General features: G+C 63.6%; 18 protein-coding genes. 11 read left to right on the forward strand and 7 right to left on the reverse strand.

Annotated features, from left to right (window positions below):
* Positions 1-15: 15 nt before the first annotated feature.
* Positions 16-873 (reverse strand): helix-turn-helix domain-containing protein, encoded by an 858-nt coding sequence (locus tag AOT87_RS25825; RefSeq protein WP_081343248.1) that lies wholly within the window; start codon positions 871-873, stop codon positions 16-18.
* A 93-nt stretch (positions 874-966) separates the two neighbouring features.
* On the opposite strand from AOT87_RS25825, the gene AOT87_RS25830 reads away from it, so the two are divergent.
* Both AOT87_RS25830 and AOT87_RS25835 read left to right on the forward strand, forming a co-directional pair.
* Positions 967-1758: an SDR family oxidoreductase gene (locus AOT87_RS25830; RefSeq protein ID WP_057967539.1), complete on the forward strand. Its 792-nt coding sequence runs from the start codon at positions 967-969 to the stop codon at positions 1756-1758.
* A 22-nt stretch (positions 1759-1780) separates the two neighbouring features.
* Positions 1781-2854, forward strand: coding sequence for a diacylglycerol kinase (locus tag AOT87_RS25835; RefSeq protein WP_057967540.1), 1074 nt, complete (start codon positions 1781-1783; stop codon positions 2852-2854).
* On the opposite strand, the gene AOT87_RS25840 is transcribed toward AOT87_RS25835, so the two are convergent.
* Together AOT87_RS25840 and AOT87_RS25845 are read right to left on the reverse strand one after the other, a co-directional pair.
* Entirely contained in the window at positions 2819-3337 is a 519-nt protein-coding gene (locus AOT87_RS25840; protein WP_057967541.1) for a hypothetical protein, read from the reverse strand. The genes AOT87_RS25835 and AOT87_RS25840 overlap by 36 nt on opposite strands.
* Before the next feature lie 37 nt (positions 3338-3374).
* Positions 3375-3950, reverse strand: a complete 576-nt coding sequence (locus AOT87_RS25845) for a TetR/AcrR family transcriptional regulator (protein ID WP_030097477.1) — start codon at positions 3948-3950, stop codon at positions 3375-3377.
* A 120-nt stretch (positions 3951-4070) separates the two neighbouring features.
* Between AOT87_RS25845 and AOT87_RS25850 the strand changes: the two genes are divergently transcribed.
* From AOT87_RS25850 to AOT87_RS25875, 6 genes are all read left to right on the forward strand, one after another.
* Complete coding sequence (locus AOT87_RS25850; protein ID WP_030097478.1) at positions 4071-5324, forward strand: NADH:flavin oxidoreductase/NADH oxidase family protein; 1254 nt, start codon at positions 4071-4073, stop codon at positions 5322-5324.
* On the forward strand, positions 5321-5737 hold the full coding sequence (locus AOT87_RS25855; RefSeq protein WP_030097479.1) for a nitroreductase family deazaflavin-dependent oxidoreductase: 417 nt from the start codon (positions 5321-5323) through the stop codon (positions 5735-5737). Before AOT87_RS25850 ends, AOT87_RS25855 begins: the two co-directional genes overlap by 4 nt.
* Before the next feature lie 18 nt (positions 5738-5755).
* On the forward strand, positions 5756-6184 hold the full coding sequence (locus AOT87_RS25860) for a tautomerase family protein (protein ID WP_030097480.1): 429 nt from the start codon (positions 5756-5758) through the stop codon (positions 6182-6184).
* A 61-nt stretch (positions 6185-6245) separates the two neighbouring features.
* Complete coding sequence (locus tag AOT87_RS25865) at positions 6246-7193, forward strand: oxygenase MpaB family protein (protein ID WP_030097481.1); 948 nt, start codon at positions 6246-6248, stop codon at positions 7191-7193.
* Positions 7190-7771, forward strand: a complete 582-nt coding sequence (locus AOT87_RS25870) for a helix-turn-helix domain-containing protein (RefSeq protein WP_057980225.1) — start codon at positions 7190-7192, stop codon at positions 7769-7771. Before AOT87_RS25865 ends, AOT87_RS25870 begins: the two co-directional genes overlap by 4 nt.
* A 70-nt stretch (positions 7772-7841) precedes the next feature.
* Positions 7842-8462, forward strand: a complete 621-nt coding sequence (locus AOT87_RS25875) for a TetR/AcrR family transcriptional regulator (protein ID WP_030097483.1) — start codon at positions 7842-7844, stop codon at positions 8460-8462.
* Here AOT87_RS25875 and AOT87_RS25880 read toward each other — a convergent pair.
* Positions 8452-9006 carry an SRPBCC family protein gene (locus AOT87_RS25880; RefSeq protein ID WP_030097484.1) on the reverse strand — a complete coding sequence of 185 codons (555 nt, stop codon included), beginning with the start codon at positions 9004-9006 and terminating at the stop codon, positions 8452-8454. The genes AOT87_RS25875 and AOT87_RS25880 overlap by 11 nt on opposite strands.
* Positions 9007-9243: 237 nt before the next feature.
* Between AOT87_RS25880 and AOT87_RS25885 the strand changes: the two genes are divergently transcribed.
* Complete coding sequence (locus tag AOT87_RS25885; protein WP_057967542.1) at positions 9244-9534, forward strand: YiaA/YiaB family inner membrane protein; 291 nt, start codon at positions 9244-9246, stop codon at positions 9532-9534.
* Here the strand turns inward: AOT87_RS25885 and AOT87_RS25890 are convergent.
* The 3 genes from AOT87_RS25890 to AOT87_RS25900 form a co-directional block, all read right to left on the reverse strand.
* Positions 9531-10433 (reverse strand): hydroxymethylglutaryl-CoA lyase, encoded by a 903-nt coding sequence (locus AOT87_RS25890; RefSeq protein WP_057967543.1) that lies wholly within the window; start codon positions 10431-10433, stop codon positions 9531-9533. The genes AOT87_RS25885 and AOT87_RS25890 overlap by 4 nt on opposite strands.
* The gene (locus AOT87_RS25895) at positions 10430-11629 is read right to left on the reverse strand and encodes a CoA transferase (RefSeq protein ID WP_057967544.1); all 1200 of its coding nucleotides are present in this window, start codon (positions 11627-11629) and stop codon (positions 10430-10432) included. The genes AOT87_RS25890 and AOT87_RS25895 overlap by 4 nt, the downstream gene beginning before the upstream one ends.
* Positions 11630-11757: 128 nt before the next feature.
* Positions 11758-12531 carry an SDR family oxidoreductase gene (locus tag AOT87_RS25900; RefSeq protein WP_057967545.1) on the reverse strand — a complete coding sequence of 258 codons (774 nt, stop codon included), beginning with the start codon at positions 12529-12531 and terminating at the stop codon, positions 11758-11760.
* Positions 12532-12679: 148 nt separating this feature from the next.
* Here AOT87_RS25900 and AOT87_RS25905 point away from each other — a divergent pair, with 148 nt between their 5' ends.
* The gene (locus tag AOT87_RS25905; protein WP_057967546.1) at positions 12680-13684 is read left to right on the forward strand and encodes a LysR family transcriptional regulator; all 1005 of its coding nucleotides are present in this window, start codon (positions 12680-12682) and stop codon (positions 13682-13684) included.
* Entirely contained in the window at positions 13674-14306 is a 633-nt protein-coding gene (locus tag AOT87_RS25910) for a phosphoribosyltransferase family protein (protein ID WP_057967547.1), read from the forward strand. Before AOT87_RS25905 ends, AOT87_RS25910 begins: the two co-directional genes overlap by 11 nt.
* Positions 14307-14308: the final 2 nt, after the last annotated feature.

Genomic DNA, 14308 nt, shown 5'->3' on the forward strand with positions numbered 1-14308 from the left:
TATCCGGACAGTCCGCTAGAGCGTCATCAGCCCCGACAGCTCCCGGGCCCCCCGGGTCAACGTCGTAATCAGTACTTCTCGCTCCGCGCGGGTCGCACTGGGCAGCAGCGGCCCCAGCTGAAGTTCGTAGGAGGCATCGGCACCCACGAAGATGGGCGCCGCTAGATAGCTGATCGGCAGCACATCGTCGGATACCAGCTCGTCGCGCGAGTACAGACGCGAGGTGAGCCGGGACAGCTGTCGCAACAACCGTTCGCGGAGCGCCGCCTCCATCACCTCCGAGCCCACCGAACCGAGCAGATCCGAGAGCAGATCAACCATCCCGGTGTCGTCATGGTCGGGGCGGTAGATCACGTATCCGCAGTCGGAAACCTGCCGCAGAAGCCGCTGGCCGGAACGCGCGCTCAAGCCGCGGGCGGTGTCGAGCCACTGCGCGCGTTCTTCCGATGAACGCCAGGGCATCACGGCCGAACCCGCGGGAAAGGCCAGAGGTATCGTCTGCCCGACCGCGAATCCGGTGACAGCCCTGTGTCCCGCTTGCGCCTTGGCGACGATCGTCAATGTCTTCGGACTGATTCGGCTGATGGTCGCCCCCGCCTGCGCTGCCCCGGCGATTCGGCCCAGCACGTCCTGAACCTCGCGGGGCATGGTCGCCTCAACCGCACGTGGCATCGCCGGCCCAACCCGATAACGAAGCTCACCATCGCGCGTCAACCATCCCGCCGATTCCAGCTCGTTCACCACGGCGGTGGCGGTGGCACGGGGAATACCTGTACTTGCGGCGATCTCGCTCAGCGATTTGGGTTGTGTTGCAGTAGCGAGCATTTCCACGATTCTTATGACGCGTGCGGTCGGCGGTGAAATGGTCGGCATAGGTTCCCTCCCTCTTGCGCGTTGCAGTGCCCAGGTCTACAGTGCATCGACTATTCGCCCCAAGGTAGTCGAATATTCGACACGGAGGTAGACATGATTCTGGACCGCTTTAGGCTCGACGGCAACGTCGCGATCGTTACCGGCGCGGGTCGCGGACTGGGCGCGGCGATCGCGGAGGCCTTCGCGCAGGCGGGTGCCGATGTGCTGATCGCCTCGCGTACCGAATCCCAACTGCACGAGGTCGCCGCGAAGGTGGCTGCCGCGGGACGCCAGGCCGAGGTCGTCGTGGCCGATCTGTCCGATACCGAAGCATCCGCCTCCCTGGCACAGAAGGCCGTCGACCGGTTCGGGCGACTCGACATCGTGGTCAACAATGTGGGCGGCACCACGCCGAAACCCTTCTTGGACACCACTAACGACGACCTCGCCGAGGCCTTCTCCTTCAATGTTCTCAACGGTCACGCACTGTTACGTACCGCGGTGCCGCACCTACTCAAGTCTGACAACGCTTCGGTCATCAACATCACGTCCACCATGGGCCGGCTTCCGGGCCGCGCCTTCCTCGGATACTGCACCGCCAAGGGTGCGCTTGCGCATTACACCCGCACGGCTGCAATGGATTTGAGTCCGAGAATCCGCGTCAACGGCATCGCCCCCGGCTCTATACTCACCTCTGCACTGGAGGTCGTGGCGGGCAACGACGAAGTGCGCGGGACTCTCGAAAAGAACACGCCACTGCACCGGCTGGGCGATCCGGCCGATATCGCGGCGGCCGCAATCTATCTCGCATCGCCAGCCGGCAGCTTTCTCACCGGCAAGGTCCTCGAAGTCGATGGCGGCCTCATCGCACCCAATCTCGACATTCCCCTACCCGACCTCGCCTGACTTCTTCCAGAAGGAACCTGATATGACGAAGACACGTGTAGCCGTCTGGGGCACAGGAAATGTCGGCCAGCATGCGCTCGCCGGGGTAATCACCGACCCGACCATGGAACTCGTCGGCGTATGGGTGTCCGGAGCCAACAAGGCCGGAAAAGACGCCGGTGAGCTGGCCGGGCTCGCCACCACCACCGGTGTCGCCGCGACCACCGATGCCACCGAGATCTTGGCACTCAAGCCCGACTGCGTGGTGTACACCGCTATGACCGACAACCGCCTGATGGAGGCGATCGAGGACTTGCGCTCGATCCTGGCAGCCGGTATCAACGTCGCCGCCAGCGCGCCGGTGTTTCTGCAGTATCCGTGGGGCGTCCTGCCGGATAACATGCTGGAACCCATCGAAGCCGCAGCACGGGAAGGCAGCTCGTCGATCTTTGTCGGTGGTATCGATCCTGGTTTTGCCAACGACCTGCTGCCGCTGGCGCTCATGGGTACCTGCCAGCACGTCGATCAGGTGCGCTGTATCGAGATCGTCGACTACGCGACGTACGACAGCGCAACGGTGATGTTCGACGTCATGGGCTTTGGTAGGCCGATGGACGAGACCCCCCTCTTGCTGCAGCCGGGAGTACTGTCGCTGGCCTGGGGTTCGGTGGTGAGGCAGCTCGCGGCCGGTCTGGGCATCGAATTGGACGAGGTCACCGAGAAGTACGAAAAGCTATCCGCACCTGAGGATTTCGATATCTCATCGGGACATATCCCTGCGGGCACCATGGCCGCGCTGCACTTCGAGGTTCGTGGGATGAAGGGCGGCAAGGTGGTGACGGTCCTTGAGCACTTCACCCGCCTGCGCGAGGATCTAGCGCCGGACTGGCCACAGCCCGCACACGAGGGTGGCACCTATCGTGTCGAGATCACCGGGGAGCCCAGCTACATACTGGATTTGGGATCGTTCAGCGCACACGGTGATCACAACTACGCCAATCTGATCGCGACGGCGATGCGCGTGGTCAACGCGGTACCTGCCGTCGTCGCAGCCGATGCGGGTATCCGCACTACTTTGGACCTACCGCTGATCACGGGAAAGGGGCGCGCGCGATAGCGTCCGGGCAATGCTCCCGGCGTGAATCCAGTTGCCCAGCCACACCGGCATCGCGAGCGCACCGCCAACCAATCCAAGCGGCCCGGGGAGCAGTGAAACGATTTGCAATGCGCACCACGCTAAACCCGTTGCACGCCAGATATTTCGATTGATATCGCTAATGGTCGGCGATGCCGCAACGCTTCCGGCGATGTCGTTGACGATGAAGAAATCTTCAACGAAGTTGAAGGGCAGGGCGAACATCAACCACACCGACCGAGGAGACCGCGTGCGCCCCCATTTGGGCAGGCGCACGAGAATGCGCTGCAGGGTAAGGCAATAGAGAGCCACCAGGCCGAAGAACGTCACGATGGTGGTCACCGCTGCCACTGGGCCGGTTGCGGTGATTTCCCCGAGAATTCCCGATCCCCACCGCGGCGCCCATAGCGGCTGTAGCAGCAGTGCTACCACCGGGATGGTGAGCACCACGCTCCATGCACGCATCAGCAGACCCTACTGGCGGCTCTTGCGTGGTGGAGGATTACGGCGCGGTGCCGGCGGGGACGTACAGCCTGATGAGCTCTGCCAGCCGCTCACCGACGTCGTCGAGCGTCTCCGTCGACTGCGCGGCGATCGACATGATGACGGCGCCTTCGATCGCCGCGATCATGGTCCGGGCCAGCGAGCGTGCCGCCTCGGCAGCCACGTGATAGCGCGTAAGCCGCTCGGTGAGAATGGCCTGCCAATCCTCGAATGCATCCGCCGCCACCGCCGAGGCCTCGGGCGCCTCGGTGCGTCCCAGCACGGCGGCGACGATCGGGCACCCCGCCTGCATCTCGGTTTCGCCGAGTTGCGCCTTCCACAGTTCGATGAACAACTGAATGCCGTGTGCCGGATCGATATCGTCACCGGCCGCCTTGATGATGGCCGTCAGCTCTTGTCCCGCGAGGCGGGTCGCCTCGGCGACCAGTTCCTGCTTACCGCCGGGAAAGTTGAGGTAGATGGTTCTCCGTGACACACCGCTGTCTTCCAGCAGTGCGTTGAGACCGGTTCCCGCGACGCCCCGGCGCCGCACCAGACCCGTCACGCTAGCGATCAACGTGTCACGTGCCGACATCCTGCCCGCCTCCCAACTTGTCAGGTGTTAACTATACCGCTCAGTCTACCGAGTCGCCGCCGGGCCCGGGCATTTATCGGAACATTGCGGTAAACCAATCGGTGTACTACCGTCGGCCGAGTGGCAGACCTACACGATCCTCTTCCACTGGCCTCGGGCCAGGTACTGCGCAATCGACTGATGAAGTCGGCCCTCAGCGAGGGCCTCGGCGACACCTCTCAGGGACCCGACCACCGGCTCGTCGAGTTGTACCGCCGCTGGGGCACCGGCGGGTTCGGCCTCGTCGTCACCGGCAATGTGATGGTTGACCGCAGCCACCTGGGTGAGCCAGGAAATGTGGTCATCGAAGACGACCGGCATCTCGATGGCCTGTCGCGTTGGGCTAAGGCAACCAAGGATGGCGGCGGCCTGATCTGGATGCAGGTGAACCACCCAGGGCGGCAAGCCAACCCGCTCGCCACGGCGTCCCAGCCGGTGGCACCGTCCGCGATCAAGATGAACGTCCCCGGATGGCAAGCGCCACGTGAACTCACCGATGACGAGATCGAGAACATCATCGACCGGTACGCGACCACGGCGTCGATCGCCGATGCGGCCGGGTTCGACGGTGTTCAGATCCACGGCGCACACGGCTATCTGGTGGCACAGTTCCTGTCGCCACGTACCAATCGGCGCACCGACCGGTGGGGAGGCGACCCGGAACATCGGATGCGTTTCGTTCTCGAGGTTGTCCGCCGCACGCGGGCGGCGGTGAGCCCCGGCTTCTCGGTCGCCATCAAGCTCAACTCCGCAGACTTCCAGCGTGGAGGCTTCACCGAGGAAGAGTCGCGGGCAGTCATCGCGGCACTCGCCTCCGAAGAGGTCGACCTCATCGAAATCAGCGGTGGTACTTACGAATCACCGGCGATGGAGGGCAGGCCGCTGGTGACATCGGCGTCGACCCAGGCCCGCGAGGCCTACTTCCTCGAGTACGCCCGCACCGCCCGCGAGGCGGCCGGTGACGTCCCGATCGCCGTAACAGGAGGTTTCCGCACGGAAGCCGCCATGTCCGACGCCATCCGATCGGGCGATTGCGATGTCGTGGGGCTCGGACGCCCGACAACTGTCAATCCCGAGTCCGCCGACAGCCTGCTGACGGCGCGTAAGGACAAGCTGACCGTTCCGGATGCTTCACTGCCCCTACCTGGCTGGCTGGCATCGACCGGCAGGGCGAAGTCTTTCCTGAGCGCACTGGAACTCCAGTGGCATAACACCCAACTGCACCGCCTGGGCGCGGGGACCGACCCGGACCCCACCATCGGCCCGTGGATCACGGCACTTCGACTCCTCAAGAACAACGGGGTCGACGCCTTTCGGAGAAGGAGAAGTTCATGACGGACAAGACACTGCGCAAGTTCCGCAGAGAGCGCGCCATGGGCCGTTACCTGCTCAACCCTGCCGTCTCGGCCCTGACGAAGCTTGGTCTGCGCACAGCGCTCGCCTCGGAGCTGGAAACCACCGGACGCAAGACCGGCCAGCTACGGCGGGTCCCGGTCTCGGTCCAATTCGATGCGACAGGCGCGTGGGTGATCAGCCAGCACGGCACCCGCTCGGGCTGGGGCAGCAATATTGCCGCGAATCCCAATGTCCGCCTGAAGCAGGGAAACCGGTGGCGTACCGGAACCGCCCAGTTCCGGCCCGATGACGATGTCGTCGCGCGGGGCCGCAAGTTCGGGGCCGTCGGCGCCCGGGTGGTCAAGGCACTGGAGACCACCCCCATATCGGTGCGCATCGATTTCACCGACTGAGGACAAGGAATACGCGATATGCCTCTCTACCAGTGCATAACACGCGCGGAGAGCCTCACCGACGAGGTGCGGCAGACCATCGCCCAGGAATTCACACGTATTCACTGCGAAATCACCGGCGCTCCGGCGGTATTCGTCCACGTGGTCTTCAATGAATACCAACCAGGCCACCACTATCTGGCGGGAAAACCGGAAAGCGACACCACCTTCATCGCAGGCACTATCCGTTCAGGGCGTTCCCTGGAACAACGTCAACAACTGCTCCGTGAACTCTCGTCCGCCTGGCACGAGCTGACGGGCCAGCCGGAGGAGGAACTCGTCCTGAGCATTTCCGAACAGGACGCCTCCGCAGTCATGGAAGCCGGGCTCATTTTCCCCGAGGCAGGCGCCGAGGCCGCCTGGTTTGAGCAGAACCGAGAGAAGCTGGGCTTCCTTCTCAACCAGTAGGCCCAAACCCTCTCAATGGCACACTTGCGCACTTTTGTGCCATTGAGTTAGCGTGGTGCTCATGGTTGATCAGAGCGCCATCACCCGTCCCGTCAGCCTCGACGAGGGGCTCCGGGAAGCAATCCCCATGCCCGTAGAAGACCCTGCGGACGACTCCGTGGAAACCCCGCGGCTGGGCGCCGACTCCCTGGTGTGGAAGTTCTACGGGGATGTCCGTGGCGTACTCGGCTTTCAGCGGCTCGCCGGCACCGAGAACTGCATCGAACAGCTGGGTAAGGCGGTCGAGGACCATTCGGTGATCTTCACCGACACCCTTGGCCGCGCACGCCGCTCCGGGCCGCCCATCATGAAGACCATCTACTCGGCGGACCCACAGAAGTGGGGGCGGATGGTGCGTGATTTCCACAAGCCGATCACCGGAACCATCAGCGACGGATCGCGTTACCACGCACTCAATCCCGAGCTCTTCTATTGGGCGCATGCGACTTTCGTCGATCAGGTCTTGTACATCACCGACACATTCATCCGGCGTCTCTCCTACGCCGAGAAGGTGCGGATCTTCGAGGAGAGCAAGGTCTGGTACAGCCTCTACGGGGTCAGTGCACGCAATCAGCCGCAGACGTACGACGAGTTCGTCACCTACATGGAGGGCATGTTCGACCGGTTCGTGCCGACAAAGACGATCCTCTACGCGACGGGTTACATCCGCCAGGGCGTGCCCGGGCCCAAGCAGATTCCCAAGCCGCTGTGGCGTCTGCTGTCGGCGCCACTGAACGCCTTCATCCGGACGGTCGTCGTCGGAACGCTCCCGCCGCAGATGAAGCAGGTCTGCCGACTGGAGTGGAGCGACAAGAAGGAACGCAACTTCCAGCGCTTCGCCACGGTCATGCGCGCATTGAACCCGTTGTTCAACAGGCTGCCGGTGCGGGCGCTGTACCTGCCGTGGGCGTCCGAGGGCTGGAATCGTGAAGGAGTCGACCCCCGCCCGCTATACAACCGGGCGGCATGACCACACTCGTGGGGGTGACCAGCGCCCCACCCACCGATGCCGTACTCGATGCCGCCCGCATTGAGTTCGAGCGGCACGGTATGCGCCGCGCCAACATGGACGCCATCGCACGTCGCGCCGGGGTGAGCCGCCGCACCCTCTACCGTCGCTTCCCCACCAAGGAAGCGCTGTTCGAGCACCTCATCGAGGCAGAGAGTCTGGGCATCTTCGGCCAGCTCGCCGTCGCCGCCAACGGCCAGGATGCCCAGGGCGCCATCGTCGAGTGCTTCACGCTGGCCATGCGGCTCATCATGGAAAGCCGGCTAGCGGGCACCATCATCGAGAACGAACCCGAACTCGTCATCGGCCTCAACACGCCTTCTGGCGAGAAGGCCATTGTGCGAGCCAGCGCGCTGGTGGCGTCCAGCCTGCGGCACAGCGGCGCCACAATGCCCGATGACGCGGTGCTGGCGGTGTCGGAAATCCTTGTGCGACTGGTTGGTTCCCTGCTCACCAACCGCGCCGGCGTACTCGATATCACCGATACCGTGGCGGTACGGCGGTACGCACAAACCTATCTAGCTCGATTGGTCTGGTAGTACTGCTCGTTCAGAAACCGACCTTGAGTCGGCATCTGACTAAACTGCCTGCATGGCGACACGGCGGCAGATGTACGCAGAACAGACTCGTTCGGACCTTCTGGATTCCGCGCGCCGGCATTTCACGACGACCGGCTACAACAGCGTGACCGTCGACGACATCGTCAGCAGCATCGAAGTCAGCAAGGGCACGTTCTACTACCACTTCTCCGACAAGCAAGCGATGTTCAGCGCCCTGCTCACCGAATGCCTGACCGAGACCGCCGATACCGTCACCACGGCCATCCGCCTCCTGGACAAACCCGGCGCCAACGGCCCGCAGGTCGCCGCCACGTCAGCATGGGTGTACCTGTCCCGATCGCGTGACGACAGGACCTACCGGGAGCTCATGCGCCAAGCGCCGATGGTCCTCGGCGAGGAGACCTACCGCCACATCGACGAGACCATCGTGCTGCCTCCCTTGGTCACACTCATGGAGACTCTTGCCGCTCGTCATGAACTGAAGGCCGGCGTGCACACCCATATGGCCGCCCGGATGCTCATGACCATGTTTGTCACCGCCAACAGCATCATCGCCGAATCCGATGATCCCGCAACGACAATGACAGAAGTCGCCGATACGATCGCCACTATGTTCAGCGGGATCGTGCTCGGAGACGTCCCGCTGTCGCGGGCCGCCGCTAACGGATAGCCAGGAACAACAGCGTCCGCAGGAAGGGGCGCACCGCGAACGCCGTCCAGCGCAACGGGAACCATCCCACCCACTTCGGAGTGAACGCCACTGTCCAGCGCACCAGCACCTTGTTCCCATCAGCGGCGAGCTCCCAACGCTCACCGAATGCCTTGAGAACCAAGGGAACCGAAACACCGGTCCCGATCGCGACCAGCTTGAGGCCCTCTTCGCTGTGAACTACCTTCTCGGTGATCGCGAACAGCGGAGTGCGAGTCACCACCTGGTCACCCGATCTCACCGGGCCGGACACAAAGGGAATCGTCTCCAGGTAGCCGCCCTCGGAGACCTGAGTCCACACCCGCTCGACAGGCCCCGGCACGGTGACCTGCGCGGTGACAGCGAACGATGCCCCCTTGTCGAAAAAGTCGGTGTCCGGCATGGTCACCCCGAAGCGTCGCGGCCCGCTGTCGCCGGAAGCCAGGGCGAAGAGCACCACAGCCCCCAGCAAGCCCCCGAGGGCCAGCACTCCCACGACGATCCCGATCAGCACCGGAGTGGACATGGTCCTCCTTGAGTACGAGTTGCCATTAACTGACTCGCGAGTCAGTTAGCAAGCTAGCCCTCCTACCAGCACCCACAGAAGCGCAATCGCACAAGTTCGTGACCGAAGCCAGTCTGAGGCGCCCATTTCTTGTGACCCAACCCCGTATCGCTACCGGCGGCCCGCACGCAAACTTGCGTCGACAATTCGGGTAGCTCTACTCATGCCCTATCGGGCCTCAGCTGCCACCGTGGTCTCATGAGCACATCGGAGCCCACCGTCCGCGCCTCCACGGCGTACTACGTTCAGTCCGCAATCGCCTTCGCGGTCGCATTCGCCTCCACGCTGGGCGGCATCGTCTACCTACCGATATCACCGTGGCCCCGCGCGTTCCTCGCGGTGTGCACCCTGTTCTTGGTCACCAGTTGCTTCGGGCTGGCCAAGGTCATCCGGGATACCCACGAGTCACAACAGGTCCGCAACCGCATCGACGAGGCGCGCATCGAGCAGATTTACGCCGAGCACAACCCGCTGAAACCGGCGATCTAGTTCAGCACCCGATCACCGGCACGCAACAAGGCACTGGGCACCTCGTGCCCGACGACCGATTGCACCACCCGGGCGGCCGCGATCGCGGCTTCGAGGTCCACATCGACGCCGATACCGCTGTCCCGCAGCAGATACACCAGATCCTCGGTGGCGATGTTGCCGGTCGCGCCCGGCGCGAACGGGCAGCCACCGAGTCCGCCGATCGAGGAGTCCAGCCGCGTCACTCCGGATTGCACAGCGGCGTACGCGCTGGCCAAACCAGATCCACGGGTGTTGTGAAAATGTGCGCCCAGCGGTGCATCACCGACGATGGGCCGCACCGCCGCAACGAGATTCGCGACGCGGCGCGGTGTCGTAGTGCCGATGGTGTCGGCAACGGCGTAACGGTCCACCCCCCAATCGCGGGCTCGGCGCACGATGTCGAGCACTCGATGTTCCGGGGTGGGCCCGTCGAAGGGGCAGTCCCATGAACAGGCCACTATCACCTCCACCGTGGCATTGGCTTCACGGGCGAGCGCCACGATTTCCTCGATGCGCGCGGTGGCCTCGGCGCTGCTAGTGCCGACGTTGGCTCGACTGTGTCCATCGGATGCCGAAACCACATACTCCAGCGAGGTCAGTCCCGCCGCCAGGGCACGCTTGGCGCCGTTGGGGCTGGCGATGAGGGCAGAGAATTCGATATCCGGGTAGTTGTGCAGCTGCGCCGACAACTCGGCGGCGTCGGCCAGCGCCGGCATCTTGGAGGGTGAGACGAATGCGGTGGCCTCCACCTCTCGCACCCCTGTCGCCGCTATCGCATCGAGCAGTGTCAGCTTGTCCGCCAACGAGATCGGTGCCTCAAGCTGAAGTCCGTCCCGCAGCAGGACCTCGCGGATAGTGACGTGGGCAGGCAGAATCATACGACCCCCTCGGCCCGCAACTTTTCGATATCGTCGGCGCTCCTGCCCAGCAGTCCCCCAAAGACGTCCTCGTTGTGCTGGCCGGGCCGGGCCGGGCCGGCGTTGCGGACACCGCCCGGCGATTCGGACAGCACCGGGACCACGCCGGGCCCCAGCACCGACCGGTCGAGCCGTTCATCGAAATGTTCGACGAGCATCTCTCGGGCCTTGAGCTGTGGGTCCTGCACCACATCGGCGACGGTGTTGATAGGGCCTGCGATGACACCGGCCGCACTGAGCACGTCGATGATGTCGGCGGGTAGACGCCCAGCCGCCCATTCGGCGATGATCGCGTCGAGTTCGTCCTGATTGCGGCCCCGCGCAACGTGATCGACAAAGCGCTCATCAGTGCTCAGCTGCGGCTGATCCATCGCTTCGCACAGCCTGCGGAACACGGTGTCTTGATTGGCCGCGATGACCACCCAGCTGCCGTCCGCGCTCTGATAGATGTTCGATGGCGCAATGCCCTCCAGCCGGGTTCCCGACGGGCCACGCACCACCCCACCCACGTCGTAATCAGGAATGGTGGATTCCTGCACTGCCAAACAACTCTCGGTCAGTGCCGTGTCGACGATCTGTCCGCGGCCGGTGACGGTTCGCCGGTACAGCGCGGCCAGCGCACCCTGGGCGGCGAACATCCCGGCAAGGGTGTCGCCGATCGAGAGCGCCATCCGGGGCGGCGGACCGCCCGGAAAGCCGTTGAGATGCCGCAACCCACTGGCGGCCTCGGCCACCGAGGCGTATCCGGCCTTGTGCGCGTCCGGACCGGTCTGCCCGTAACCGGAAACACGAACCAAGACGATGCCCTTGTTGCGTTCGGCCAGAACGTCGTAGCCAAGGCCCCATTTCTCCAGGGTGCCGGGCCGGAAGTTCTCGACGATCACATCCGACTTCTCGACGAGATCGAGGAACAGCGCGTGTCCGGGCTCGGTCCGCAGATCCAGAGTGATGGCCTTTTTGTTGCGTGCGTGCACCGTCCAGAAAACATGGTGCCCATCGACCTCGGCCTGCCCCCACGTCCGCAGCGGATCCGGCGCACCGGGCGGCTCGATTTTGAGCACCTCGGCGCCCATATCCCCGAGTAACCGCCCTGCGAAAGGCCCGGCGATCAGGGTGCCCAACTCCAGCACCCGGATCCCATCAAGAGCACCCGTCATGCAGTCACCATAATCCGCGCCGAGTGTCGACTTGTCGCGCCGTCGACTCGCACTTTCGCCCGACAAGTCGACACTCGGCGGTGGTCAGCTGCTCATAGAGCTATAGGGGTCGCTATCGCAACCGGTGACTACTTCGTGGTGTAGCCACCGTTGATCAGGATGGTCTGCCCGGTGATCCACCAACCGTCGCTGACGAGGAACCGGATGAACGGAGCGATGTCTTCGATATCGGTCAGTCCGGTCTTCGAGAACGGCGAGAGTGCGGCAGCCGTCTTGTGGTACGCCACCGCGTCTTCACCCTCGGCCGGGTAGAAGAACGGGGTGTCCATCGGACCCGGGCCCACGGCGGTCACCGAAATGCCGCGCTCCCCGAATTCCTTCGAAGCGGCGCGGGTGAAGTGCTCGACAGGCGCCTTGGTCCCCGCGTAGGCCGCGTAGAACGGGGTATACGCCCCCAGCAGCGACGTCACCAGCGTGACGATCTTGCCGTTGTCGTTGACATGCTTCCCGGCCTCCTTGAGGAACAGGAAAGCGGACTTGGCGTTCACCGCGCTCGCGGAGTCGTACTCCTCCTCGGTGATCTCGGTGAACGGCTTCTTGATGACCTTGCCGACGGTGTTGATCGCGATGTCGGGACGCCCAATCGCTTCAACGGTATCTGCGAACAGTTTGCTTACCGCGTCCCCGGTGGTCAGGTCTCCCTGGAACGCCACTGCCTTCGCTCCGGCCGCTTGGAGGGCAGCCACCGTCTCATCCGCGGCATCCTTGCTCGACGGGCTGTTGTAGTGGATCGCGACCGCACCAGCGCCGTTGGCGACCAGATCCCGGGCAATGAGACCACCTAGATTCTTGCCGCCACCGGTGATAAGAACAGTCTTGCCCTTTAGTGAATGATCTGTCACTCGAGTATCTCCCTCTAGTACGTTGTGGCCTTGTCATTGCGGGTGGGCTCCACGATCGCCCACATCTCCATACGAATCGTAGGTTTAGGTAGCACAAGGGAAAACCACATTATTCTTGTATAAACACAATCAGGAGTTGTCATTGCAGATGAGCGCGACAGCAGAGGGTAGTTCACTGGTCAATTTGCTGGATTCCCGGCGATTGTTTCAGTTCGTCGTGGCCGCGGAAGCCCCGACGCTCGCGGCCGCGGCGGCTGAGCTGTTCATCACGCAACAGGCACTGTCCTCGGCGATACGCCAGCTCGAGCGCGACCTCGGCGTCGCGCTCTTCTCACGCGCGCAACGCAGCCTGCAACTGACCGATGCCGGCCACGAGCTGTACACCGGTGCAAAACCACTTCTAGCCGGAATACGCGTGCTGGCCAATGCGACACGAAACCACTCGAATCCCCAGCGGGCCTTTGTCATCGGACACTCTCCGGCGATTTCCAGTGAGGAGGTCTACCGGATCATCGAGCCGACGGTCATCGCGGATCCCACAGTGTCGATCACCGTCCGACAGGTCTTCCCGAGCACCATCGGTGATGGCCTCCTGGACGGCTCACTGGACTTGGCCCTACGGCGCGGGGTGGATATGCCCGCAGATTTGGCCACCGACACCCTGCTGTATCAGCCGTTGCGTATCGCCGTCGTGCGCTCTCACCCCCTTGCCGCCCACAATCGCATCGACATCACGGAGATCGCCGAGCACCCCATCGTGGTGTGGGCTCCACCTCGACACTCGTACTACACGGACTTGCTGGTTTCACATTGCCGTCGAAGCGGTTTCGAACCCCAATTGCTGGTCAATCCGGTGCAGGGCACTCCGCCGCATACGGCCGTGCTGGCCCACCCCGATCATTGCGCGTTCGTCACCGATGACCCCGGCGCCGTCTACCACGGCAAGGTGAAGGTGATCGAGATCGCCAATCCCCCATTGGTTCCCGTTCAGGCGGTCTGGCTCCCGCATTCAGTGTCGACCGTCCGTAACAGGCTTTTCGAGAATGCCCGTGGTGCAACTGTTGTCAGCGCGGGATCGCAGTTGGAAGATGGAGACATCCGGGCAAGCATTCCGAGTCCCTCCCATGTCGCACACGCATCGGATGTTCAGTGATCGCCAGGACGCGGGCCGCGTACTGGCAGGCATCCTTGCGCCGTACCAGGAGCAGGATGTGGTGGTGCTCGCGTTGCCTCGCGGCGGAATACCGGTGGGGCGGGAGATCGCGACAGCCCTGAATGCCCCGTTAGAGGTGCTGGTCGTTCGTAAGCTCGGCGTACCCGGACACGAGGAGTACGCGATGGGTGCCATCGCCAGCGGCGGAGAGGTAGTCGTCGACGAGGGCATTGTGCGCACCATGGGGATCAGCCAGGAACAGCTCCGCACTGTGACCACCAATGAACGTCGTGAGCTCGCCCGGCGCGAACGGCTGTACCTGAGACATCGCAGTATCGAAATCGAGGGCAAGACAACCATTCTGGTCGACGATGGCGTCGCCACCGGCGCCACGATGCGGGTCGCACTGCTCGCGATCAGGCGAACATCGCCGGCTCGGGTGGTGGCGGCCGTTCCTGTTGCACCTCGATCGGCGTTCCACCGATTCAATTCCCTGGTGGACGATTTCGTGGTCGCCTGTTGTCCCTCTCCATTCCAGGCAGTGGGGGATGCGTACGAGGACTTTCGTCAGGTCTCCGACGAAGAGGTCCGTGCCCTGCTCTCGCCGCAGATCGCCAAATAGTC

Origin of the sequence: Mycobacteroides sp. H003 (assembly GCF_001440135.1) — a bacterium.
Classification (GTDB): domain Bacteria; phylum Actinomycetota; class Actinomycetes; order Mycobacteriales; family Mycobacteriaceae; genus Mycobacterium; species Mycobacterium gwanakae.

What these genes read in the sequence shown, in the direction of transcription:
- AOT87_RS25835 (WP_057967540.1), top strand. Translation starts at nt 1,781, where the DNA reads ATGACGAAGACACGTGTAGCCGTCTGGGGCACAGGAAATGTCGGCCAG.
- AOT87_RS25865 (WP_030097481.1), top strand. Translation starts at nt 6,246, where the DNA reads ATGGTTGATCAGAGCGCCATCACCCGTCCCGTCAGCCTCGACGAGGGG.
- AOT87_RS25860 (WP_030097480.1), top strand. Translation starts at nt 5,756, where the DNA reads ATGCCTCTCTACCAGTGCATAACACGCGCGGAGAGCCTCACCGACGAG.
- AOT87_RS25855 (WP_030097479.1), top strand. Translation starts at nt 5,321, where the DNA reads ATGACGGACAAGACACTGCGCAAGTTCCGCAGAGAGCGCGCCATGGGC.
- AOT87_RS25840 (WP_057967541.1), bottom strand. Translation starts at nt 3,337, where the DNA reads ATGCGTGCATGGAGCGTGGTGCTCACCATCCCGGTGGTAGCACTGCTG.
- AOT87_RS25875 (WP_030097483.1), top strand. Translation starts at nt 7,842, where the DNA reads ATGTACGCAGAACAGACTCGTTCGGACCTTCTGGATTCCGCGCGCCGG.
- AOT87_RS25905 (WP_057967546.1), top strand. Translation starts at nt 12,680, where the DNA reads ATGAGCGCGACAGCAGAGGGTAGTTCACTGGTCAATTTGCTGGATTCC.
- AOT87_RS25825 (WP_081343248.1), bottom strand. Translation starts at nt 873, where the DNA reads ATGCCGACCATTTCACCGCCGACCGCACGCGTCATAAGAATCGTGGAA.
- AOT87_RS25895 (WP_057967544.1), bottom strand. Translation starts at nt 11,629, where the DNA reads ATGACGGGTGCTCTTGATGGGATCCGGGTGCTGGAGTTGGGCACCCTG.
- AOT87_RS25890 (WP_057967543.1), bottom strand. Translation starts at nt 10,433, where the DNA reads ATGATTCTGCCTGCCCACGTCACTATCCGCGAGGTCCTGCTGCGGGAC.
- AOT87_RS25870 (WP_057980225.1), top strand. Translation starts at nt 7,190, where the DNA reads ATGACCACACTCGTGGGGGTGACCAGCGCCCCACCCACCGATGCCGTA.
- AOT87_RS25910 (WP_057967547.1), top strand. Translation starts at nt 13,674, where the DNA reads ATGTTCAGTGATCGCCAGGACGCGGGCCGCGTACTGGCAGGCATCCTT.
- AOT87_RS25830 (WP_057967539.1), top strand. Translation starts at nt 967, where the DNA reads ATGATTCTGGACCGCTTTAGGCTCGACGGCAACGTCGCGATCGTTACC.
- AOT87_RS25880 (WP_030097484.1), bottom strand. Translation starts at nt 9,006, where the DNA reads ATGTCCACTCCGGTGCTGATCGGGATCGTCGTGGGAGTGCTGGCCCTC.
- AOT87_RS25885 (WP_057967542.1), top strand. Translation starts at nt 9,244, where the DNA reads ATGAGCACATCGGAGCCCACCGTCCGCGCCTCCACGGCGTACTACGTT.
- AOT87_RS25845 (WP_030097477.1), bottom strand. Translation starts at nt 3,950, where the DNA reads ATGTCGGCACGTGACACGTTGATCGCTAGCGTGACGGGTCTGGTGCGG.